Source organism: Leptospira sanjuanensis, assembly GCF_022267325.1.
Taxonomy (GTDB): Bacteria; Spirochaetota; Leptospiria; order Leptospirales; family Leptospiraceae; genus Leptospira; species Leptospira sanjuanensis.
Genome location: NZ_JAIZBG010000001.1, coordinates 1,939,494 through 1,961,584, shown reverse-complemented (window position 1 = coordinate 1,961,584; position 22,091 = coordinate 1,939,494). Strand labels below are relative to the sequence as shown.

Annotated in this window: 18 protein-coding genes; 6 read left to right on the top strand and 12 right to left on the bottom strand. The window is 45.5% G+C overall.

Annotated elements, in window-relative coordinates:
* Positions 1–2: 2 nt before the first annotated feature.
* Together LFX25_RS08905 and LFX25_RS08900 are read left to right on the top strand one after the other, a co-directional pair.
* Entirely contained in the window at positions 3–1,940 is a 1,938-nt protein-coding gene (locus LFX25_RS08905; RefSeq protein ID WP_238729928.1) for a long-chain fatty acid--CoA ligase, read from the top strand.
* Positions 1,930–2,568 (top strand): nucleoside phosphorylase-I family protein, encoded by a 639-nt coding sequence (locus LFX25_RS08900; protein WP_238729927.1) that lies wholly within the window; start codon positions 1,930–1,932, stop codon positions 2,566–2,568. The genes LFX25_RS08905 and LFX25_RS08900 overlap by 11 nt, the downstream gene beginning before the upstream one ends.
* On the opposite strand, the gene LFX25_RS08895 is transcribed toward LFX25_RS08900, so the two are convergent.
* Positions 2,551–4,323 carry a patatin-like phospholipase family protein gene (locus LFX25_RS08895; protein ID WP_238729926.1) on the bottom strand — a complete coding sequence of 591 codons (1,773 nt, stop codon included), beginning with the start codon at positions 4,321–4,323 and terminating at the stop codon, positions 2,551–2,553. The two genes, LFX25_RS08900 and LFX25_RS08895, sit on opposite strands and share 18 nt — an antisense overlap.
* 128 nt (positions 4,324–4,451) lie before the next feature.
* Here LFX25_RS08895 and LFX25_RS08890 point away from each other — a divergent pair, with 128 nt between their 5' ends.
* Together LFX25_RS08890 and LFX25_RS08885 are read left to right on the top strand one after the other, a co-directional pair.
* Positions 4,452–5,054, top strand: coding sequence for a DUF4254 domain-containing protein (locus LFX25_RS08890; protein ID WP_238729925.1), 603 nt, complete (start codon positions 4,452–4,454; stop codon positions 5,052–5,054).
* Positions 5,051–6,112, top strand: coding sequence for a glycosyltransferase family 9 protein (locus LFX25_RS08885; RefSeq protein ID WP_238729924.1), 1,062 nt, complete (start codon positions 5,051–5,053; stop codon positions 6,110–6,112). The genes LFX25_RS08890 and LFX25_RS08885 overlap by 4 nt, the downstream gene beginning before the upstream one ends.
* 172 nt (positions 6,113–6,284) lie before the next feature.
* Here LFX25_RS08885 and LFX25_RS08880 read toward each other — a convergent pair whose 3' ends face one another.
* Entirely contained in the window at positions 6,285–7,595 is a 1,311-nt protein-coding gene (locus tag LFX25_RS08880; protein ID WP_238729923.1) for a glycosyltransferase, read from the bottom strand.
* A 118-nt stretch (positions 7,596–7,713) separates the two neighbouring features.
* Between LFX25_RS08880 and LFX25_RS08875 the strand changes: the two genes are divergently transcribed.
* Complete coding sequence (locus LFX25_RS08875; RefSeq protein WP_238729922.1) at positions 7,714–9,036, top strand: O-antigen ligase family protein; 1,323 nt, start codon at positions 7,714–7,716, stop codon at positions 9,034–9,036.
* Here LFX25_RS08875 and LFX25_RS08870 read toward each other — a convergent pair.
* From LFX25_RS08870 to rpmB, 8 genes are read right to left on the bottom strand one after another with little or no spacing between them, the layout of a single operon-like run.
* Positions 9,033–10,853, bottom strand: coding sequence for a phospholipase D-like domain-containing protein (locus tag LFX25_RS08870; protein ID WP_238729921.1), 1,821 nt, complete (start codon positions 10,851–10,853; stop codon positions 9,033–9,035). The genes LFX25_RS08875 and LFX25_RS08870 overlap by 4 nt on opposite strands.
* Positions 10,850–12,349 carry an LA_2168 family protein gene (locus LFX25_RS08865; RefSeq protein ID WP_238729920.1) on the bottom strand — a complete coding sequence of 500 codons (1,500 nt, stop codon included), beginning with the start codon at positions 12,347–12,349 and terminating at the stop codon, positions 10,850–10,852. Before LFX25_RS08865 ends, LFX25_RS08870 begins: the two co-directional genes overlap by 4 nt.
* Entirely contained in the window at positions 12,346–15,378 is a 3,033-nt protein-coding gene (locus tag LFX25_RS08860) for a lamin tail domain-containing protein (RefSeq protein ID WP_238729919.1), read from the bottom strand. The genes LFX25_RS08865 and LFX25_RS08860 overlap by 4 nt, the downstream gene beginning before the upstream one ends.
* A 60-nt stretch (positions 15,379–15,438) precedes the next feature.
* Positions 15,439–17,268 carry an excinuclease ABC subunit UvrC gene (uvrC, locus tag LFX25_RS08855; RefSeq protein ID WP_238731559.1) on the bottom strand — a complete coding sequence of 610 codons (1,830 nt, stop codon included), beginning with the start codon at positions 17,266–17,268 and terminating at the stop codon, positions 15,439–15,441.
* A gap of 41 nt (positions 17,269–17,309) precedes the next feature.
* Positions 17,310–17,771 carry a peptide chain release factor family protein gene (locus tag LFX25_RS08850; protein ID WP_238729918.1) on the bottom strand — a complete coding sequence of 154 codons (462 nt, stop codon included), beginning with the start codon at positions 17,769–17,771 and terminating at the stop codon, positions 17,310–17,312.
* Positions 17,772–17,778: 7 nt separating this feature from the next.
* Positions 17,779–18,201, bottom strand: coding sequence for an acyl-CoA thioesterase (locus LFX25_RS08845; RefSeq protein ID WP_010574870.1), 423 nt, complete (start codon positions 18,199–18,201; stop codon positions 17,779–17,781).
* A 7-nt stretch (positions 18,202–18,208) separates the two neighbouring features.
* Positions 18,209–18,907 (bottom strand): endonuclease III, encoded by a 699-nt coding sequence (gene nth, locus LFX25_RS08840; RefSeq protein ID WP_238729917.1) that lies wholly within the window; start codon positions 18,905–18,907, stop codon positions 18,209–18,211.
* Positions 18,855–19,139 carry a 50S ribosomal protein L28 gene (gene rpmB / locus LFX25_RS08835; protein WP_238729916.1) on the bottom strand — a complete coding sequence of 95 codons (285 nt, stop codon included), beginning with the start codon at positions 19,137–19,139 and terminating at the stop codon, positions 18,855–18,857. Before rpmB ends, nth begins: the two co-directional genes overlap by 53 nt.
* Positions 19,140–19,282: 143 nt before the next feature.
* On the opposite strand from rpmB, the gene LFX25_RS08830 reads away from it, so the two are divergent.
* A complete protein-coding gene (locus tag LFX25_RS08830; RefSeq protein WP_238729915.1) occupies positions 19,283–20,326 on the top strand; it encodes a hypothetical protein in 1,044 nt (347 codons plus the stop codon).
* 252 nt (positions 20,327–20,578) lie between these two features.
* Here the strand turns inward: LFX25_RS08830 and LFX25_RS08825 are convergent, their stop codons facing one another.
* Both LFX25_RS08825 and LFX25_RS08820 read right to left on the bottom strand, forming a co-directional pair.
* Entirely contained in the window at positions 20,579–21,694 is a 1,116-nt protein-coding gene (locus LFX25_RS08825) for a pyridoxal phosphate-dependent aminotransferase (RefSeq protein WP_238729914.1), read from the bottom strand.
* A complete protein-coding gene (locus LFX25_RS08820; protein WP_118956642.1) occupies positions 21,694–22,059 on the bottom strand; it encodes a hypothetical protein in 366 nt (121 codons plus the stop codon). Before LFX25_RS08820 ends, LFX25_RS08825 begins: the two co-directional genes overlap by 1 nt.
* Positions 22,060–22,091 lie beyond the last annotated feature (32 nt).

Sequence of the window (22,091 nt, the reverse complement as noted above, 5' to 3'; positions counted from 1 at the left end):
GTATGGAAAAAACGAGCCTCTATCATCTTTTGAGAGACGTCGCTTCCGTGTATGCGGATCGGCCTATGTATTGGATTCGGGAAGAATCCGGCGATTTCCGCGGGATCTCCTACAAGGATTGGTATGAGAATCTAAAAAACCTTTCCTCCTTTTTGATAGAACTCGGAATGCAACGGGGAAACACCGCTGGACTGATCTGCGACAACCGTTACGAATGGTCTCTTTGTTCTCTCTCTTTGGTTACGATCGGCTGCGTGGACGTTCCGCGAGGATGCGACGCGACCATCGACGATCTGAAATACATTCTCGAACATTCGGAAGCGAAAATTCTCTTTTTGGAAAACGAAAAGGTTCTCAAAAAACTTCTCGAAGACAAATCCAGCCTCGCGAACGTAAAGACGCTTCTTCTTATCGATCCTCCCGTAAAGTGGAAGGATTTGGAATCCGCACGCACGCAACTTTCCGGGGTGAAATTCATCTTCCTGGAAGACGCTCTTTTGGAAGGAGAAAAAATCCGCATCAAAAAAGGAGATAAAGCCTACGATCAAAGAGGAGAGGTTTTAAACGGAAAAGATCTTGCAACGATCATCTATACTTCGGGAACAACGGGCGCACCCAAAGGTGTGATGCTCAATCATAGAAGTTTTACCTGGGGAATTCATCAGCTTCAGGAATTCGTGCCCGGTTCTTACAACGACAGAACGATTGTCTTTCTCCCTCCTTGGCATATCGCGGAACGACTTCTCGAAACAACATTGATCGCGTGGGGCGCTTCGATGGCTTGCTCTTCCGTGCCGACGATTCCCGCCGATATGCAAAAAGTAAAACCGACCGTTCTTGTTTCGGTTCCAAGACTTTGGGAAGGTCTTTACAAACGAATTCACGACACGGTTCGCAAGGCCCCTCCTCTTAGGCAGCAACTCTTTCACTTTGCCGTGCGGATGGCGGCGATTACTACAAGTTTGCAGGACACGATCCGAGATTCGTACGCGACCACCGAAGCGGAAAATCCGAATCAGAAAGTTATGGACCGATTTGTTGCCGGCGTTCTTCTTTTTTCCTTGTATCCGCTGAAAATTCTTTCTTATAAAATTCTCCAGAGAGTTCGGGACCTCTTCGGGGGAAAAATGCGTTTCGCGTTATGCGGCGCGGGCGCGATGCCTCCGCACATTCAATTCTTCTTTCGTTGCGCCGGAATTCCGATCATCGAAACCTACGGAATGACCGAAACGACCGGGATCGGAGCCATCGGAGAATTTCCTCTTCCGAAAAACGGGGCCATCGGCGCACCGTTACCCGGAACCGCGATCAAACTCGTCGGAGAAGACGGCAAGATCGTAACGACGCCCGGTGAAAAAGGAGTCGCTTGGCACAAAGGTCCGCATGTCACCGTCGGCTATTACAAAGAAGCGGAAAAAACCGCCAAAGCTCTGCAAGACGGTTGGCTCGACTCGGGCGACATTCTCACGTGGACGCATACGGGAGAATTGAAATTTGCGGGAAGAGCCAAGGATACGATTGTTCTTTCCGGAGGTGAAAACTTGGAACCGGCTCCGATTGAAGCCAAACTCGCCGAATCGGAATTCATCAATCAAGTCATCGTTGTAGGCCAGGATCGGAAGAACCTCGGAGTTTTGATCGTTCCCTTTTACGATCTCGTTCAGGAACAATTCAAGTCGCAAGGAAAGAGCATTCCGAAAGATCCGGCCGAATGGAATTCCTCCAAAGAAGTCAGTGCATTCTTTAAAAATATCGTAAAGGATAAGATTTCCACACGAGCCGGTTTCAAATCCTTCGAGAAAATCGCACACGTCCACATTCTTCCCAAAGAATTTGAAAAGGGAAAAGAAATGACCGAAACGATGAAACTCAAACGAAACGTAGTCTTTTCTTTGTATCACAACGTAATCCAAGCCATGTACGAAAACGATGAAGATTGATCCTTCCAAAACGTTGATCTGTTCGGCGATTTCAGAAGAACTCGATCAGTTCGCGAAATCCGAAAAGTTTCAGACTCTTCTCTGCGGTATCGGAAATTTGGAAGCCGCTCTGCGTCTGCAAAGATTTCTTCTCGAACATCAGAGCAAGGGATTGGCCTTACCTTCTCAAGTTTTGTTTGTGGGTTCTGCGGGAGTTTATCCTTGGCTGCATCCGAGTTTTTGGAAGAACCGGTTCGGTTTTTCATTTCAGATCGAACATCAAGAACTCGGTAAAATCGAAAGGAGAATTCGGATTCCTGAAATCGTTCCCGATGCGTATGAGTTCCCACATTCGTTCGAATTTCCGACGATCAACGAGGTTTTGATTTCCAAAACCAACGCTACCGGTTCCGTCACGATCGAAACCGTTTCCGGAAAGGCATTGGAATATCTGCGTGAAAACGACCTCGGATTCGAGAATATGGAGTGTTTCGGTCTTGCAAGAGTTTGTAAGGACTTTCGAATTCCGTTGTATTCATTCTTTGCACTCACGAACACGGTTGGACCGGACGGAAGTTTAGAATGGAGATCGAATTACAAACGAGAATCCGCGAAACTTCAGGAATTTCTTTTATCGTTTCTTCTTTGAGAATTTTTTACCCGGATAAAAAAGTTCGTAGATCTCTTCCAAATGCGCCTCCGCCTCCTCTTCTCCTTTGCGGATGATCTCTCTGAACTTATTAAAATCAAAGAACGAAAACTCTTCGATATGAAGATTGATAAACAGATCCATCTTGTCCTTTCGGAGCTTCGTGATCTCCCTTCCTTCCAGAGTGATCGCTCTTCCCATGATCTTGAGGATCGGCGGATACTTTAAGTCTTCCCAGAGATTTTTAAAGAAGGATTTTCCCGTGATCTTTCTGTCTTCGAGAAGTCTCACGATCGCCTCGTCCCGTAACGGAGAAACGTTCGCGGAGAGGATGACATCCGCTCCTCTTTGTCGGATTAAATTTTCGGGAACATTATTGATCACTCCTCCGTCGACAAGCAGATGATCCCCGTGAAAAACCGGCGGAAACATTCCCGGCAAACTCATCGCTGCGGCGAGCGCCTCCCAAACCGGGCCTCGATCCATCACATATTCCTCGCCGCTGTGAAGATCCACCGCGGAAGTTACGAAAGGAATTTTCAAGTCCTCGATCAATGCGGAACCGAACGCATCTTTGAGCATACGGTTCATCTTCTTTCCTTTGAAGAACGATACAAGAGGGACCGTAGGATCGAAAGGTTTATCGATTCCGCCGAAGAATTTATAGATCATCTTGTGGATCGTATCCGTATTTTCCCCTCTCGCATACAAAGCGGCGATGACCGCTCCGAACGAAGCGCCGGAAACCACGTCCACTTTTATATTCTCTCTTTCTAATACTCGTAAAAGCCCCACATGCGCGAGCGCTCTTGCGCCTCCTCCGCCTAACGCAAGTCCCCTCGTTCTAGAAACGAGATAACGCGAGAAGGTCTCTTCCTTATGAAAGATTTTCTGGTGTTTTACGCTGTCTTCCGGTCGGATCGTATTGACCGAATCCACGTAACGGATCGTCCTTCCCGCGAAGTTGCGGATTCTGGATCGGAAGTATGTGATGATTTCGGTTTTCTTCTTTTGATTTCGTTCCGGGTTGTCTTCCCAGAATACGATCTGATCGGCTTGAAGCAGAAGTTTATCGAGTTCCGGTTTTAAGCCGGGATGCTGAAAGTATAAATGAATGACCGGAAACTGGGTTCGCAATTGGGAGAGTTTTCGGATCGCATCTTGAACGCTGTTTTTCTCGAAGGATTCCATCGGAACCAGGGTCATCTTTCCTTCGTGAGAATAACCTCCGATCTTTACGATGGCGTCTAACTTTTCCTTATATCCTTGCACTTCTTCGAGAGGAACGTGACAGATCATTCTTCTTGGAAGAGAACTCAGTTTATCCGCAGGTTCGAGATGTTCCCGAAACCGATTGCTCATCAACCGAATGAGGTTTCCCGATAGCACCGGTTCCTTTTCCGCGAGTTTTAAAAAGAAATGACCGTCCAAAACGTATAACAACGTGTCCATGACCGCGATCGCCGAGCCGCCGTGCTGCGTCCGTGTCATCAAACTGTTTTCGGCAAAGAATTCTCCTTCTCCCAGATACTTTACGGCCTTTCCCGATTCTCCGAACGTAAGCATCACCTCGCCGTGTCGAACTATAAAAAGCTTATCCGATATATCACCGCGATAGTAGATTACGTCGTGATTGTAAACGTTCCTTTCCTCGATGTTTTGGTAGATCCGAGTCAGAACAGCCGGTGATAATTTTTGAAACAAGGATATCCCGGAAAGAAATTTCAGAATTTCAGGATGAATTTTTCGTGCCATAAAACGCAGGTGACTCTATTTTAATAGGACGAGAAAGTAAAGGATTTATCAAATCGCTCTTCCTTGAATCGCGTTTCTTAGAATGCTTTTCTCTTGATTTTCTGGCTTACCGCACAAAGTTATACACAATGACCTTGAAAGCGAACTCCGTCGTATCCGTTTTTCGCCAATCCGTAGTTGACTGGCACAAAAAAGAAGCCGCTTCGCCCAACCCGTTTCCGGCAGACAGCATCGAATCGATCCTTTATAGCAAAAATCAAATCGATACGATCCAATGGCACGTGGAAGACGAAATTCGCAGACCGGACCTCCCGGACAAGGAATTGGTCGGTTTCAAAAGACAAATCGACAAACTCAATCAGGAACGCACGGACCTCGTGGAAATCCTGGACGATCGCATTTCTTCCCAATTCAAAAACGTCCCTAAAAAACCGGGCGCCCGGATGAATTCCGAGACCCCCGCTTGGTTGATCGATCGGATGAGCATCCTCGAACTCAAAATCTATCACATGGAAGAACAAACCCAGAGAAAGGATGTGGATGAGAATCATATCCAAACCTGCAAACGGAAACTGGACGTTCTTCTCGAACAAAGAATCGATCTTTCCCAATGTTTGGATGAACTACTGGAAGATTTACAGAGCGGGGACAAGTTCTACAAAGTCTACCGTCAGATGAAAATGTACAACGATCAGAGTCTGAACCCTTCCCTGTATTCTAAAAAATCATGAATCTGTTAGTCATGCGGTTTTCGGCCATGGGAGACGTCGCACTCATGGCGCCGGCGATCATTGCGATCGCCGCAAAATATACGAATATCCAGCTAACGATCGTTACCAGAGGAAACTACGCTCCGTTCTTTTACAATATTCCGAACGTTAACGTCGTGGGGTTCAACCTCAAACGATACCGCGGACTTCTCGGACTTTATCGTCTTTTTAAGGAAATCAACAAACTCGGTCCGTATGAAAAAGTCATCGACCTTCATTCTTCCGTTCGTTCCCGATTGATCAGTTTTCTTTTTTTGATCCGCGGCATCGGTGTGTTTCGAATCGTAAAGGGAAGAAAGGAAAAACTCAGACAGATCCGTCAAAAACGGAAAGTCTTAAATCCACTGCCGCATACCGTGGACCGTTATCTCAAAGTTTTCGAAAACGCGGGATATCCCGCAACCGTAAGAAAGGGACCTTGGATCAACGTGGACCCCGAGTCTAAAATGTTCGCGAAGGAATTTTTCCAATCCCAGAATATTCAAAAAAAGGAAAGTCTTTGGATCGGATTCGCTCCGTTTGCGGGGCACGCACTCAAAGAATGGCCCCGCGAAAAAAGCAGATCCTTGCTCCGGCTTCTCCTGGATGAATTTCCGGGAGTGAAAATTTTTCTCTTCGGTTCCAAAGAAGAATCCAAAATCTTAGAAGAATGGAGCCGAGGTCTGGAAGAATCCATCAAGATCGTTTCGGGCGGTAAGCTCGGAATCCGAGGAGAACTCGGGATCATGGAAAGGATGGATATTATGATCGGAATGGATTCATCGAACGTTCATATCGCGGCGCTTTTAAAAAGGCCCGTGATCGGAATCTACGGGACCACTCACCCTTATTCCGGTTTTGCCCCGTTCGGCCAGGAAGATTCCGGAGTATTACAAATCGATAATTTACCTTGCAGACCTTGCAGTATCTACGGAAACACGACCTGTTATCGGAAAGACTTCGCTTGTATGGAATGGATTCAACCCGAAGACGTAATCAAACGCATTCGGGTCGTTTACAATATCAACACCCTCTTTTGATACGTTCTCTGTTTACGACCGACGGCAACGAGATCGTTAAAAGGATTCATTTTACGATTTCGTTCAGGCTGCGAAACAGGAACCGATCTTCTTCCCGTAAAAGGGAATCAACGCCCTTGACTTCTTTCGACGAAGAATGTCAGATTCGATTGCGCGTTTTTCACAATATCGTTTATTCGAAATACCGTAAGAATTGATCCAAAGGATCAGGAAGAGAAAAGAGCATATTGATCAACGTGTTTCTTTTCTTTTTGTTCTTCACGCTCGCCACGGTTTTATAAACCTCTTCCATCTTATCCACACAGGCGTTCATCTCGTGTCCTTTGGAAATCTTAAGGGATTCTTTGGAAAAACGTTCGTACAATTCCGGATCTTTCAAAATCGCGACGGCCTTTTCGGCGATTCCTTTTACGTCGAACGGTTTTGCGATGTATCCGTTCTTTCCGTCATGGATCAATTCGGGAATCGCGAACGAATCCACTCCGACCGCGGGAAGTCCGCAGGCGACCGATTCTAAGATGACAAGTCCTTGCGTTTCCATCGTAGATGCGGTCAAGAACAGATCGTATTTCGGATATTCTTCCGGAAGTTGTTCCCGTTTGATAAAGCCCGTAAAAGTAACCGCGTTTTCCACTCCCAAATTCTGAGCCTGCACTTTCAAGGAAGGAAGAGCCGGTCCGTCTCCGATGATTGTGAGTGTCGCATCGGGAATTTCGTCGTGAATCAATTTGAACGCGTTGAGAATCACGTCGCAATTCTTCTCGTAGGAAATTCTTCCCACATGAAGAAGTTTCGGCGCGGCGTTCAATTGTTTGATCGTTCCTTTAAAACTCGTAAGATCCAAACCGTTCGAAATCACCGCGATCTTCGTTTTTAAACCGAACTCGCGGAGCTGTTTTTCGATCAGATGAGAAGGAGAAATGATGAGATCGCATCGTTCATAAATGTTGTTTGAAATTTTGAGAATGATTTTTTTGCGGATGTTGAACTTATCGAATTTTTCGATTTTACTCAAATCCTTCATCTTGAGTTTTTTTTCGGATTTGCTCGCTTTTAAAAAAAGTTTATCGAGTTTTAGCAATCTGTAAAACGAAAGATACATGTCCTGCTCGGACATCAACGTGTGATACGTTCCGATCGTGGGAATTCCGTATTTCTCGGTTGCATTGATTCCGTAAAGCCCCAACAAACCCGGAGTGTGAATGTGAACGAGATCGGGTTCGAACTCCTTGATGATTCGTTTGATTTTGCTCGGAGACGGAAGAACCACCTTGATGTCCGGATAACTCGGCAGATAACCGCTTCTGAATCGTTCGATGTGAATCGAATCTCCGATCCGGTCAAAGTCGCCTTCTCCGTAACGAGGGCAACAGATCATGAACGTATGTCCCCGCTTTGCCAGAAGTTCTGCAAAGTTTTTCATGGAAATCGCGACTCCGTCCACCTTAGGAAGAAAGGTATCGGAAAAATAAAGAATTCTCATCAAAGATCTCCTAAGTCAAGGACGAACCCGGAATCATCCGTTTCGATCGGACTGAAGTAAATATCGAATTTACAATTCCCAGGTTTCACAGAATCTGGCTTTCAATCGATTAGAGAAGATGCCCGAACGTCTTAGAAAAATCACTCTTTTTTTATTCTGCGCAAGCATTGTAACAATCGGTCTGTCCGTGTCCCTCAGTCAGGGATTTTTGGTGCTCGCCTTTTTGACGTCCTTGTTTTCTGCGAAAACACCCGGCTTTTGGAAAGAGCCCGTCATACTTGTCTGCCTTTTCTTTTTCGGATGGTATCTTACCGACTTTGCGATTCACGCCTTTTCGGAGCAATCGTTCAGAGCGTACGCCAAAACCGCGTTTAACGCCGAACTCAAAGATATTTTTCTTTTTATCGGTTTGATTCTCGCGTGGAATTTAAAGAAAGCAGAATTCCCCCGCATTCTCAAAACACTCAACATTCTCTTTTGGGTTTTACTGGTAACCGGATTCGTTTCCAGTTTTTCCCCGATTCGACTTTCCCGATTGATCAGCGATCTTTATAGAGAATCTGCAAACTGGAAGTTCACACACCCCATGGGACACCTCGGAGGAATCTCTTTGTTTCTTCCGATCGGTTTGATGAATACCCATCTTACGTTCGGCGGTTTGCTCCAGTTCTTTTTTCCCGTTCCTGTCTTTCTCTTTTTAAAAACCTTTTTCGAAAAGAATTACAAAAAGGCGGCATTGCAGGGACTGATTCTATTCATTTTTTTGTATGTCGTCTTTTTAAACAACGCCCGTTCTTCTCTGTTAGGCGCGATTTTTTCGTCGCTTACGGCCTTTCTCGTTCTGGGGATCATCCGCAAAGAATTGCCGACGTCCAAGATTCTGATCTTTACTGCGGGAACACTCTCGTTGCTTCTCCTTTTAGGAATCGGACTTTCGGTTACGCAGGCGGGTCAGAAGATCACGGATCCTTTGTTCGGAAAGGAGAAACATACCGATTCGGGAAGAACCTTTATATGGGATTCAACCTTCCCTTTGATTGAAAAAAATCCTCTCGTCGGCGTCGGCCCCGGAAATTACAACCGGGAGATCGAAAAATCGAGAGCGGAACATTCCGAACGATATAGAGAACTCTATTACTTTTACGAAACGACACAAAGAGGACATGCGCACAACGATTACTTTCACCTCTTTGCCGTGTTCGGCCTTCCCGCAATCTTTCTTTTCGTTTTCTTAGGAACTTCCTTATATCACAAGTTGATCGTCAGTCGACTTCCCTACGAGCAAATCCTGTATTTTTTCGGGTTATCCGGATTTTTCTTTTCCGGACTCTTTCAGTGTTACTTTCAAGACGACGAAGTCGTAATTCTATTCTGGATCTTATGCGGACTGTTCCTCCGATTTTCCAAAGAAGAATCCGACAAGACGACCGATGTCGCTTAATAACGATAGCAATACGTTCCCCAATTCCTTCGATTTTCCATCGCATCCGCTTCGAATGAAAAACGAAGATTCGGTTTTAAAACGCTTTCTCGATACGAAAGCATTTCCGGAATCAATTCGGAATATTCCATTCCTTTTTTAGAATATTCATGAAAGCAAAAACCGAGAAAGGCGTTGTCGTATTCCAAAAACAACATTCCTTCGGCTTGATGCGGGATCGCCGAAAAGATATTTCCCGCCGCCGTCCAAGAAATTTCAACGGGACCGTTTCCTCTTTGATACAATAAAACCGCTCGGAGATTCGGGAACTTCCCGCTTCGCAACGGTTCATCGGGTAAAAACAAATTTCCAGTTACAGTTGAGAAATACTTCGGCACAAACAAAAACGTCGGTTTCGATTCGAAACGAGAGAGAGAATCCTCCTTTTCCGTCGTTAAAAGCGTGTTTCCTTTTTTAGTACGCAAGGAGGAATTTTTCCGAAAGTTTCTCGTTTTCACGGGATGATTCGTTCTTTTTCCGGTAAATCCGCTGGAAGCTGCGGAAAAATCCGAAACAACTTTGCATGTTTCTCCGGGATCATAAGAATATTCTAAAATCATTCTAAAGAATCCCGCGCCCGATTCAAAAAAGACAGATTCCTCGGAGAAAGTATTCGATCGACAAAGGGTTTGTTCGAATCCGACCGGAATTGCGTTCTCTGGAAATCCGAACGAAAACGAATCCGATCCGGCATCGGACGTGGATGCCAATGAACTCGGCGCATTCAAAAAATCGAATGTAACCGTGGGTTGAAATCGAATTGCGCTCGCCGCAACGCGGTCCCATTCCCGAGAATACGCTTCCACCAAAGACGCATCGGTCGTTCGAAAAAGGATTTCCCGATTGCTATCTCTGGCGCTGACCGAAAAATTATAGGAACCCGAAAGGAGAATTTTACCGTCGATCAACATCGTCTTGTGATGCAAAAGTCCGCCCTTCCCGAACGAATCGCCGGAAATCGTTTCCTCGTTTCCGTCTCCGAAAATTTTCGAATCCGTGCGATCGAACGCGTTTGCCAGAAATTTTCCTTCCTCATCCACGGGAGAATCGTAAACTCCTTGGACGGAGACACCTCTTCGATTTGCATACGCGAGACGGGACGTCAAAACGGAATCAAAATGATCAAAGATCAGATATCGAACCGATTCTTTCGATGAATCGACGTCCCGTAAGATCAGATTTTGAATCAATCTTCCTTTTTCGGGCGAAATATAAAATTGAAACGGAGGGATTTCAAGAACGTCGATTCCCGGATCTTCTTCCAGAAAGGAGTAAAAGGATTCCCGCTCCGTTTCAAAAAGATCAAAACTCACATATCCGTTCAGATCGTTTTCCAATCCATACCAGGTAAAATTTCCGGAACCCAAAAAGACAGTCTTCCGATCGACGATGAGTATTTTAGAATGTTGTAAACCGGACCGCTCCCATCTTCGGAACAACCCCAATCGAACCAACTCCTGCGGATAATCCTTATCCGGATCCGCGACGATGGAAATGGTGATTCCTCTTTTTGCGGCTCTTTGGAGCGCGGCCAGAATCTCCGGATCGTCGAACGAGTAAATCCAGAGATCGATCGAAACCTCTGCGGTTTCGATTCGTTTTAAAATCGAGTCTCGAACGTTTCTCTTTTGAGACAAAGGAGTATATCTTCCCGGAAAGGAAAAGAAACTTTGAATCTTGCGAGGTAGGCTCCAATCCATCCAAAACAATTTTGAATCAGCGTCATTGGCGCAGGAAAAAACCAGAAGCAAGGACCACGAAACAAACGACCGTCTCATAGAATGACTCCCGAACTGACCTGAAAGAAGATTTCTTTTTTTGCGGAATCGGGATCGCTCCAGGAGCCGCCCAAGGATAGATTCAAAAAACTGAATACAAACCGCCAATTCTCCGAAGGAAAATAAAACATCGTTTGAATCAAAGCCTCGCGTAAATACTTCTTCTGAAAAGAATCCCGAGAGATCGTAAGAGCCCCCGAATTTCCTTTGTCTTCGGACAGGAAAAAATAGGATGCTGCATAGAATCGAAATCGAATGCAGGATTCCTGATATTCCAATCGAACTCCTGTCCAGGCCGACTGACGTTTTCCGCTTTGAATCGTGAATTGTTTTTCCAAACCCCGTTCAGTAATCCACGCGGACGGATAAAAATCCAAACTTTGAACGGTGGTAAACACGGCGGAAGGCGAAGAACCCATTCCGATAAAACCGAGTTCCAAAATTTCTCCGTTCTCCTGTCGTTTGTCCCGATCGGGAAGAAACCCGAAAATTTCGAACTTCCAAGGCTTCCATTCTCCTCCCAAGGACGCAAAGAAAGCTTCTCCCGTAATCGGAATCGCAGCCGCATTTCGAATCCGATTCCAGCCGGTCTTATCCTGACCCCGCGCCAAAACACCGGAAAGGAACCATCGAAACCAAACATATTGACCTTTCCATTCGATCGCGGTATGAGTTAAATAATCGCGGTCGCCGGAAGAAACGTTTCGATTCTCCGCATCCAAATCGTTCGCAAACCTTCCCCAGTTTTGAAGATTGAGATATTGATACGCCAAACCGATTTCCCCAAAGGGAACATCGATTTGATACCCGACCCCGCCTCTATAACGATTTCTGAATCCACCGGAATGCGAACCGGCGTTTGAAGAAGAACCGTTTGTTGTGCTTTTTCCTTGCAGAGCGCCGGATGAATTTTCATTTGTATTTGTTTCGGCATTCCGATCGACGCCGAACTTCGATCCTTTCGTATCGAAAATCGAATCCTTCCATCCGTCCTTTTCCAACAATCGATAGCCGGAATAAAAATCGAAACCGTCGAAACGAAGTCTGCCTCGCTCTTGAAAATCGGCTCGAACCGTAACCCCATCCGTTCCGTCCGACCAATCGCCGAACGCGGACGATTGTTTCCTATCCTCTTGAACCCTTCCCAGCAACAGAGAAACATTCTGACGTTTTAAAGAACCATAAAGATTCTTCCCCGCGAAGAAGTTCAGTTTTGATTCGCTAGAAACCGTTAAATCCGCCTGAATTTTCCAGCCGATCCGTTCCGATTCCATCCGACGATCCGCACCCGCATGAAACAAAGAAGAATTCATTCGGATTTCTTGATATTCTTTCCGCGCTCCGGCCTTGCCATCGTTCCCGAATTCGATTTCCGCTTTTTGACTCGCCCCCAATCCCCAGCCCATCCAGCCTAAAGAGGTCCATCCGGAAGTTTGATCGGCCGCGAATAAAGGAAAACACATTAGAAGGAACGAATATACGAAACTACGTATCATAAGGATTCCTTCTTTTTGATTTCGTAATCGGATGCGGAATCCCCGGTCCGTCCGGTCTTCAAAAGAATCAAATCGTTCGCATTCGCATCGATGGAAAACGGAAGCGGAGAAAATTGATTTCCGTAACTGTGAATGTGAACCGATTTTCCGGAAACGTCTTGGAAAAGATCCAATCCTTCGTTTTTGCCGATTCCGTTTCCGATCGTAGTCGTTTTATCGATCGTAAAAATCTTTCGGAAGGTTTCGGAGTGAAACGGGACCGACTCGTTCTTAAAATTCGGAGAAAGAACGTATCCGCATTCTCCCGGATGCAAAAACCGATCGCCGAAACTCCAACCCGTTGTGTTCGGGTTAAACTCATTCCAACCAGCGGGAAGAGTCGATCCGAATCGAAACGAATATTCTACCAGACGATCGGAAGCGGAACTGTCCCGAATTTCCAAACTACGGATGTCGACCGATTCAGCTCCCTGATTGCAGATCGAAAACCACTCGTTGGAGGAAACGGTCGGATTCGGATAGACCGTAGAAATTAAAACACCTGAAGAACCGGGAATCAAAATCAGACTCTCCGCACCCGCCGAAACCAAGTAATTTAGAGTTTCATAATTTACCGCAAAGGAGCCCAATCCGTTTTCCCGAAGATCTCTCCAAAACCGCAGAAACTCCGAAGCTGCAACACGAGCTCCCGCGCTCGGTTGAATCGTTATCCAATCGAATTCTCCCGAAATAAGCCCGGCGACTCCTGGATTCCAACTGATCCAAGGATTTAAAATGGAATTATCAGTTGCGAAATCTTCTCTTTGGAAAAAAGGAAACGTTCGATTCTCCAAACCCGGACTTGCCTCCGTTCCGGAACAGCCGGCTTTTCTCGAACTCAGAACGGTAAGAGCGCTATTCTTCCAAACTTCTTTCCCGGAAATTGTTCGAAAAAGGGATGCGGATCGTCTCAATTTCTGCGAAGAAGAATGAATCCCCATTTTTCCCAGCGAGTCCCATTCGATCCAATCACTGGAAACAGTCGCATCCAAGGAAAGAAGCCGCACACGACCGGTGTTTGCTAAATTCAACTCGGGCACGATCCAAACGGAAACATCGGGAAAACAAACGAGTCGACCGATGGAAAAAACATTCTTACCCGGAACCAACTCTACTAAGAAGCGATAATTCTTGGTTCCGGATTCAACTTCCAACACCTTGGAAACGTTCGTATCCGAATCGACCTCGATAAAACGATCCGCACTTACGGAAGTCGTGCCGTCATACGAACCCATCCAGGAAATTTCCGAAACAACCGCCTGATTCGGTGGAGTCATATCGAGCGGATCCGTTTTGATTCCGGGATTCATGAAATGAGAATTTTGAATTTGCGAATTCAGAGTTTGTGAGTTCGTTTTCGGATGAGGAATCCATATACCGTTTCGGTACAAAAGAGAAACGATCGTTCCGTCCGTTCGTTTCAAGACCGGAGTTTGGAAAGAAGTTTCGGAAAGAATCCGATTCGTTCGATTCTTTCGGTCCTTCAACAGCAGTTCAAACCCGAATTCAAACTCTTTCAAAACCGAAGAGGAAAGAAGAACTTCCCCTTTCATAAAATCCCGATTTCCTATCGTAAGAATTTCTCCGGGTTTTATAGAACGTGAATCGATCCAAATCGGAATTTCTCTTCCGTCCGATTCGACCGAAAGACCGTTCGGATTGCAAATTCGATTACCTGAATATTCTAAATCCAGAAACTTCTGGTTGGAATCGACCGTTCCACCCGTAAAAACCCCGGTCCAATTCGCTTCTTCGATTTGAAACGAAGCCGCATCGCAAAACGGAATTTCGTTTCCCGCAACTTCCGGTTCGTTGAATGATCCCGGATTTTCAAAACCCGGACTCATGCAATATCGTTCCCATTGATTCGATTGGAAAAAATTTTCACAAAGGGAATAGAAGTTTCGTTTAGAAGAATAATACCTACCGCCTTCTAAAAAGGTTCGTTCGGGATTTTCGAAAACATCGGATAAATTCCCGCTTTGTAGACTCCAATTTCCTTTCTTCTTGAGGTCGCTCCAAGGAAAGGAAACAAGTTCCAATCCGGGAAGATTACTTCCGGTTTCCGTGAACAACAGCGTTTCGTTCGGCATCAAAAACGAAGAACCGGAAAGAATCGGATTTTTCTTAGAACTCGTTTCGATCGTGAGATCGCTAAAACAAATCGGTTCGTTTTCCAAATTCGCAAATTCCAAAAACCTTCCCAGAGAGGATTCGGTTCCTCCGAAAACCTCGCTCAAAACCGGAAGTTTCTCTTTGCATCGAAGAACCATTTCCCGGTTGGAGCTTGCAATTTCCGAAAGGAATTCGGAAAGAATCGATGTGTTCCCGGGAATTTCGATCACCAACGTATTTGCAGAATCCGTAAAGTTCTCGGCAGAAAAGAGAATTCTGATTTTTTCCTGACCGGCCCAAACGCTGAAACCAGAAATTAGATTCGGAGTATGCGGTCTCGCGATCGAATTTTCCGAAAAGACGCTCACCCAGTTCGATTTCGGAAATTTACGTTTTTTTAATTCCCGATCGATCCATTGAAAACCGGAAAGAATCATCCAGTCTTCCGTGATTTCCTCCAGAAGATCCTGGTTGAGACGAACGCTGACTTTCGCCTGCCCCTTCTCCGAGAAATCGAAAACCGTCTGTTCCGTCCTGGAATCGAAATGAGTATTCCAGAATTTCAGAATATTTTGAAATTCTAATTCTATGTTTCCTTGCGGATCGGGAAAACAGACGCTGACTCCGTACACGGAGACGGTTCCGCTGAACAAGCAGACAATCCCCGGAACCTTTTGGATTCGAACGGACGGATGCCTCCATTGTTTGGAAATCTCCCGCGGAATCTCGCTGGAAATCGTGTTTTCGGGTTCGTAGAAAAGTTTCCATTCTCCGGGACGAAGAATCGGGACGATCCAGGCGTCCTTTCCCTTTCCGTGACAAAACTCGAAGACGGCAAAACAAAGAATCGATACGAATACGGATTTGAATTTCATGTTCCCTCCGCTCGGTACGGTTTCCGGGAACGTTTCTTCCGTGCTGAGTCGGGAGGATTTTTATTCTTTTTTTTGGAGTTGTTTTAGAATTTTTTCGGCGAGATTTTCGCCGATTCCGGGCACCGCGAGAAGTTCTTCTTTGGTCGCGTCCTCGATTTTTTTCTCACCCGAAAAATGCTGAAGAAGCAGCTTGCTTCGTTTGAATCCGATATCCGGAACGTCTTGAATGAGCGCTCGCATCGTTTCCTTGTTTCTCCGGGATCGGTGATGTGTGACTCCGAAACGGTGCGCTTCGTCCCGAAGATGGCGCAAGAGTTTCATACCGGGAGAATTCATATCGAAGATAAAGGGTTCGTTGTCGCCCGGGAAATAAATTTCCTCCCGTTTTTTGGCGAGACCGACCATCGGAATTCCTTCCGCACCGGCTTCGACAGCTGCTTCACAGGCCTTGGTCAACTGGGTGGGACCTCCGTCGATCACCATTAAATCCGGAAACACTCCTTCTTCGTTGATGATTCTTTGTAAGCGCCTGGAAATCACCTCGTGGATCATCCCGGGATCGTTGATCCCTTCGTAGCCGCGCATATTATACTTTCTGTATCCTTGTTTGAAGGGTTTTCCTTCCACAAACATAACTCCGCTCGCAACCGGCTGAGAACCTTGGAAGTGACTGATGTCATAACATTCGATGATATGAGGCGGACGTTCGAGGGAAAACATCTCTTGGATTTCCTTTAAGGCCGCGCTTTGATCCCTATAATGAGTCGCGAGCATTCTTTCCGTGAGACTGAGTTCCGCGTTTTTCTCGGCGATCTTTAAGAGAGATCGTTTGTCTCCGCTGCGGGGAGATTTGAGCTTGGGTCTAAATCCGGTTTTTTCCTGAAGAACATCGATGACAGCCGAAACTTCTTCTTTGATATCCGTAGGAATAAAAATCGAAGGCGGAACCAAAGCCGCGTTCAAATAATAATCGCGGAAGAACGCACCGATGATTTCGGAATCTTCCGCATCCTGCACACCCTGGATCGGAAACGACTTTTTGGTTTCAAGTCTTCCTCCGCGCACCTCTAAAAGAATTACCTGTCCTTCATCCTGCTTTCTCGCAAAACCGATCACGTCCTCGTCTCCGCCTTCCGTGCTGACGACGGTTTGTTTTTCCCGGAAGTTATTGATCCTTTGTAGCATGTCGCGATAACGAGCGGCCTTTTCGAAATCCATCCGATCGGAAGCCGCGGACATCTTGACGCTCAGATCTCCCGCGAGGGATTCCTTTTTTCCCTCCAAGAATTGAATCACTTGGTCAATTACGACTTTATAATCTTCTACCGGAATCGTTCCTTGACAAGGCCCGAGACAACGGCCCATATCGAAGTTCAAACACGGTCTTCTGGGTTTGGGTAAAGGAAGAATCTGTCTCGTTTTACGGACCGGAAAAATTCTCAAGATGATGTCTAACGTTTCCCGAGTGGATCGTACATCCGAATAAGGACCGAAATAACGATCCCCGTTGTCCTTGAGCTTTCTCGTGATATAAACCATCGGATACGGTTCGGAGAGGGAAACGCAGATATACGGATACTTTTTGTCGTCTTTGAGACGGACGTTAAAACGAGGATTGTGTTTTTTGATGAGAGTCGCTTCTAAGATCAGCGCTTCCTTTTCGGTCCCGGTTGCGATCCAATCCAAGTCGAAGATTTCCCTTTGCAGAGCGCGGGTTTTGATATCGGGATGTTTTTCTTTGAGATAATTGCGGATGCGTTTGTCTAGATTTTTCGCTTTGCCTACGTATAAAACCTCGCCTTTTCGGGATTTCCACAAATAACAACCCGGAGAAGCGCCGAGGTTTTTGATTTTTTCCAGAATGAGCGTATGATTGAGAATTTCAGGCATAAACACTAGTTAGACGAAATCTCCGATTCAAAACGTTTGTTTCAGCTTTCGACTTCTCTTTCATCCGAAATATCCGAATCGTCCCGTTCTTCTTCAAAACTTTCTTCCGGTTCCAAAAGAATGGAAGAAGAATTTTGACTCTTTCTGGAATACTTTTTCTTCTTTCGTTTTGCATCCTTCTGTTTGTTTCGAATCGTTTTTTTGCGTTCGTCGCTTAGAGCACCCTCTTTCTTTCGATTCTCTTCTTGAACTTTTTCGCAAAGAATGGCGCGGGCCTTATACCGGTTGAGTCCCTGCGTTCGATACAAGGAACATTTGACCTCGATCCCGGAAGGTTTGTGTCTGAGATGAACGGCAGTCGAAACCTTATTTACGTTCTGACCGCCCTTGCCTCCGCTTCTTGTAAAACTTTCCTCAAGATCGGTTTCCCTGATCTGAAGAACTTCCATCAGTTCCAGCAATTTGGATTCTTTTTCCACCGAAACGGGAAAACGAGAAGCCATGACGAAACTACTTTAGATCCTGAAGTTCGAAATGATCGCGGAAATACGGAAACGGTCTTCCGTTTTCGTCCAGACAAACATACGTGATCTTGCAATCGATGATTTCTTTGAGTTCCTTTCGGCTCTGACTTTTTCCGATGGATGTGTTGCGGATCGTGATCGAACTATTTCCGATTTTGTCGATCTTGGAAAAAATCTGGATGATATCCCCGAGGAGTCCCGGACTTTTAAATACGACATCCGCCATGCTCACGGTGACGATATTGGAATAGCGGATCTTTTCCATCACATACATCGCGCATCCTTCGTCGATCCACGCGAGCATCTGACCTCCGAAAAGAAATCCGTGCTGATTGAGATCCCTCGACATCACGATATGTTGCGTCGCGAGTTCCATTCCTTCCAATTTTTGATCGATAAATACTTCCATATTATTTCTAAGCTCCGTTTACGACTGAGGACGAGGGACAATCTTTTTTTAAGATACAATCTTCGCAGAATCTTCGATGAGCCTTACAGCTTTTTCTACCCAAAAAGATGAGATATAAGGAAATATCCCTCCAATACTTTTCGGGAAGAAGAGCCATCAGATCCTTCTCCACTTGAACCGGATCGGTCTTCGTTGTCAGACCCAACACTTTCGAAATCCGATTTACGTGCGTATCGACTACGATTCCTTCCACACGACCGTGCACTTCCGACAAAACTACGTTTGCCGTTTTTCGTCCAAACCCCGGAAGCGTAATCAGCTCCGCGATCGTATTCGGAATTTTACCGTCGAAGTCGTTTAACAATTTCTTGGCGAAACCTTGAATCGACTTCGCTTTATTGCGGTAAAAACCCGTGGAAAAGATCAACGTTTCGATCTCTTTCAGATCGGCGTTTGCAAAGGATTCTAAACTGGGAAAGGCTTTAAAAAGAGCTGGGGTGACTTGATTGACTCGTTCGTCCGTGCATTGTGCACTGAGAATCACGGCAATCGCGAGTTCGTAGTCTTTTTGAAAATGAAGAGGAGTTGCGACCTCCCCGAATTCTTTTCTAAGAAGAGAAAAGATTCGGGAAAACCACTTTAGAAACGCAGGATCAGGCTTTTTTTGGAGCCGACTTTTCGATTCCCGCGTATTTTTTTGGAGCAAGAACGCCCAAGGATCCGCCGTTATCTTTGATGGCGGCCTTAATTCCTTTTTTTCTCAGAGTACGAAGAGCTCTGGTGGAAAGACGAACCGTAACCCAACGATTTTCATCTTCCAAAAAGATTCTTTTTTTGATAAGATTCACCTTCCAGGTTCTTCTTGTCTTAATGTGGGAATGGGAAACGTTGTTTCCTGCTACAGTGCCCTTCCCGGTTACTTCACATCTTCTGGCCATAGTAAGGACAGGATCAATCGACGCCTTTCCCTGTCAACCTTTCCGCCGAATTTCTGGCGTTTAGGACGGATTTTGGAAGACTTTTTTCTTTTTTCAGTGGAGAATCTTCCCGGAGGCAAAAAAATAACCCTCAAACTTCGCCGATGTTTAGAACCTTTTTTACAAACCTTCAGCTTCGCTTGGATCGAATTTGGAAGGTAAACATTCTTCCGTTCTTTCAAAGCAAACGAATCCGAATCGAAAGACGACTACAGCCGATTCTTCACGAAGAATTCACCAAAGAACAGATCGTGGATCCAAGACAGGTCCAACATCTTCTCTACGAAACCAATCTTCCTTTGGAAAACGGAGTTCCTCCCCGGTTTGCGGACCTGATGGAAGTGGAGACGAGCGCGTTTGCCGGTGGAAAACAAAAGGTTCGGATGAAACAAAAACTTCATTCGAGTTTTCCGGAACAAACCAAGTATAGAATTTGGAAGCTCTTGCACAAATCCCTGCTTTCCCTTCACGAAAAACCCTGGAAGAAATTTTTTGCCAAAGCGGAATCCGAATTTTCCGAGGTTCAGAATTCTCCCGATCTCATGAGCGCGGCTTCGCCGAAACCGTATCATTTATTTTTGCATTCGCTCGTTCTCTGGGAAGAATTCTATCCTTGGGAAGAATGGAAATCTTCTTTGCCGGTTTCTTGGATTCCGTTCGGAACTTCGAAGAGGATCAAACTGCGCTTTGTAGCCGCACGCGTTTCCTCGTTTTCCAAACAGGAATTCTATGACGAATCCTATTCTCCCGAACTTGCGTTTTGCGATCTCTACGCACTCGGTTATTTGCGGGAATCGTCTGACAAGAGTGTGGATTTGGCAAATCCGGAATCGTATTACTTAGGAACATTCTTTCCTTCTAAATTAGAAAGGAAGAATCTTCCTCTTTGGTTGAAGGAACGCAATCTGTTTCCTCAGGAATTTCAGTGGAGAAGTTCAGCCAAAGAACAAATTTTCAAAATCTTGAATCAAGAAATCCGTTTTAAAATCGAAAGCGAAACCCAAGAATCCTATGATTCCGAGTTCTTGCAAGTCGGCGGAAAAAAGTTTCATTTGAAGAGCGACATTTTACAGGCCCGTTTTTTCCAACGAGCGATCTTAACCGTCCATCCAATGGTGTTTGCCAATCGTTGGTTGAAAGGGTTTTAGGAGTTTGCCTCGTTTTTTCAATTTTTAGACGAGTAAGATTTTTTAGATTTTTTAGATTTTTCAGATCCTTTCCTTGATCGATAATTCCGATCTCTATCTTTCGATCGGTTTTGCCGAATTCGGCTACTCTCTCTGCCCCCGCAGAAACGTTTCAATTCCGACAAGCTTTTTTCGAAAATCCTGTCGGAACATTCAAAAATCCGCATGGACTAATGAATTCTTTTTTATCAATGTTCCGACAAGATTTCGATTTCAGAGTTGTAAATTCTTCCAGCGCTCGATTCCGGCAAGAAATCGATCGTTCGTCTCCCCAAAACCGATCCGAATCCAACCTTCGCATTCAAAATCCCGTCCCGGCAAAACAAAAACTCCGCACTGGGAAATCAGCGCATCCGCGTACTTCGACGAATCGATTCCTTTCTTTAGCTTCACGAAGGAAACCACTCCGCCTCCGGGAGGCACAAAGGATTCCAATCCGGGGAGACCGCGCCAAACGCTTTCGAAATTTTGAATATTCCGCAAAATGGATGTTTTAATCGGAGCGATCAATCGTTCCCGATTCTTCAAAATTTGAAGCGTTAAAAATTCGGAAATCGGAGAAACCGTATGCGTTAGATAATCCTTAAACGATCTCGCTTTTTCGATCAATTCGACCGGCCCGGTCATCCAACCGATTCGAAGTCCCATCACACCGAAACACTTCGTGATCGAACCTGTACTTACCGTTCTTTCGTTCAAACCCGCGCCCGTCCAAGAAAGATCGTTTTGAAAATCCAAAAACCGATAGTGTTCGTCGAACAAAACCCAGCCTTTGTGTTCGGACGCGAATTCCCGAAGTCGTTCGATTTCAGCCGCACGTAAAGAGAAACCGGACGGATTGTGGGGATGATTGAAGATGACGAGATTCTTCCCCCTTGCAAACAATTCCCAAACGCAAAATTCAGGCAAAGAAGAATCGGAATTTTGATCCATCGTTTCCAAAAGGGAAACCGGTTCCAAAACCGCTCCGATCATCTTAGGGATTTCGTATAACGCTTGAAAGGCGGGATCGAGATACGAAACGACCGAGCCCTTTTTGCAAAGAAGATGAAAGAGAATGTAAAGCGCTTCTCCGGTTCCGGTAGTGATCAAAATCTGATCCGCGCGCAAACCGGGATATAACTTCGCGATCTCTTCTCGAAGAGTAAGATCGCCTCGGTTGGGAGCGTCTTCCAATGAAATCGAATTCAAAACTTCCGGAGAAAGTTCGAGTGCGGAAAGAAGTTCTCCGAAGGTTCGATTGCGGACCCCGCTTTCTCCCAAATTGCAGGGCGCGGTTTTTCTATATTTCTCGAGTCGTTCTTCGATCCAGAATTCTCCGGGTTGCATCAAGAAACAAGGGTAAGAATAGCTCCGCTTAAAAGAAACAGAATTGCAAGAAATCCGAAAGAAATCTGAATCCAAAAATGAATTCGTAAACTACGAAGCCCGATCCGTAAAAAATCCAAATCCTCTCCCTTCGTATCCGTAATCCGTTTGAAAGAAATCGCCGCGCTGTAACTCCAAAGCCCGGCCAATAAAAAAAGAATTCCAGGCACGAGAAACAAAACGAGTTTCCCCGTTTCGTTCGATACGAACGCGGAAAAGAAGGACACACCCGAAAGACAGAAAAAAGAGAAAGAGGCAAGTTTTAAAACGCGGCTCAAACCGATGAATTCTCTGTTTTCGTCCTGATTGAATTCGTAAGATTCCATACTTTTAGAATCGGCTAAAATTAGGGTTGAAC

Coding starts and splice junctions, on each gene's coding strand:
- LFX25_RS08890 (WP_238729925.1), top strand. CDS start 4,452: ATGACCTTGAAAGCGAACTCCGTCGTATCCGTTTTTCGCCAATCCGTA.
- uvrC (WP_238731559.1), bottom strand. CDS start 17,268: ATGCCTGAAATTCTCAATCATACGCTCATTCTGGAAAAAATCAAAAAC.
- LFX25_RS08895 (WP_238729926.1), bottom strand. CDS start 4,323: ATGGCACGAAAAATTCATCCTGAAATTCTGAAATTTCTTTCCGGGATA.
- LFX25_RS08830 (WP_238729915.1), top strand. CDS start 19,283: ATGTTTAGAACCTTTTTTACAAACCTTCAGCTTCGCTTGGATCGAATT.
- LFX25_RS08870 (WP_238729921.1), bottom strand. CDS start 10,853: ATGAGACGGTCGTTTGTTTCGTGGTCCTTGCTTCTGGTTTTTTCCTGC.
- LFX25_RS08880 (WP_238729923.1), bottom strand. CDS start 7,595: ATGAGAATTCTTTATTTTTCCGATACCTTTCTTCCTAAGGTGGACGGA.
- LFX25_RS08845 (WP_010574870.1), bottom strand. CDS start 18,201: ATGGAAGTATTTATCGATCAAAAATTGGAAGGAATGGAACTCGCGACG.
- LFX25_RS08875 (WP_238729922.1), top strand. CDS start 7,714: ATGCCCGAACGTCTTAGAAAAATCACTCTTTTTTTATTCTGCGCAAGC.
- LFX25_RS08825 (WP_238729914.1), bottom strand. CDS start 21,694: ATGCAACCCGGAGAATTCTGGATCGAAGAACGACTCGAGAAATATAGA.
- LFX25_RS08905 (WP_238729928.1), top strand. CDS start 3: ATGGAAAAAACGAGCCTCTATCATCTTTTGAGAGACGTCGCTTCCGTG.
- LFX25_RS08885 (WP_238729924.1), top strand. CDS start 5,051: ATGAATCTGTTAGTCATGCGGTTTTCGGCCATGGGAGACGTCGCACTC.
- LFX25_RS08900 (WP_238729927.1), top strand. CDS start 1,930: ATGAAGATTGATCCTTCCAAAACGTTGATCTGTTCGGCGATTTCAGAA.
- LFX25_RS08820 (WP_118956642.1), bottom strand. CDS start 22,059: ATGGAATCTTACGAATTCAATCAGGACGAAAACAGAGAATTCATCGGT.
- LFX25_RS08865 (WP_238729920.1), bottom strand. CDS start 12,349: ATGATACGTAGTTTCGTATATTCGTTCCTTCTAATGTGTTTTCCTTTA.
- rpmB (WP_238729916.1), bottom strand. CDS start 19,139: ATGGCCAGAAGATGTGAAGTAACCGGGAAGGGCACTGTAGCAGGAAAC.
- LFX25_RS08860 (WP_238729919.1), bottom strand. CDS start 15,378: ATGAAATTCAAATCCGTATTCGTATCGATTCTTTGTTTTGCCGTCTTC.
- LFX25_RS08850 (WP_238729918.1), bottom strand. CDS start 17,771: ATGGCTTCTCGTTTTCCCGTTTCGGTGGAAAAAGAATCCAAATTGCTG.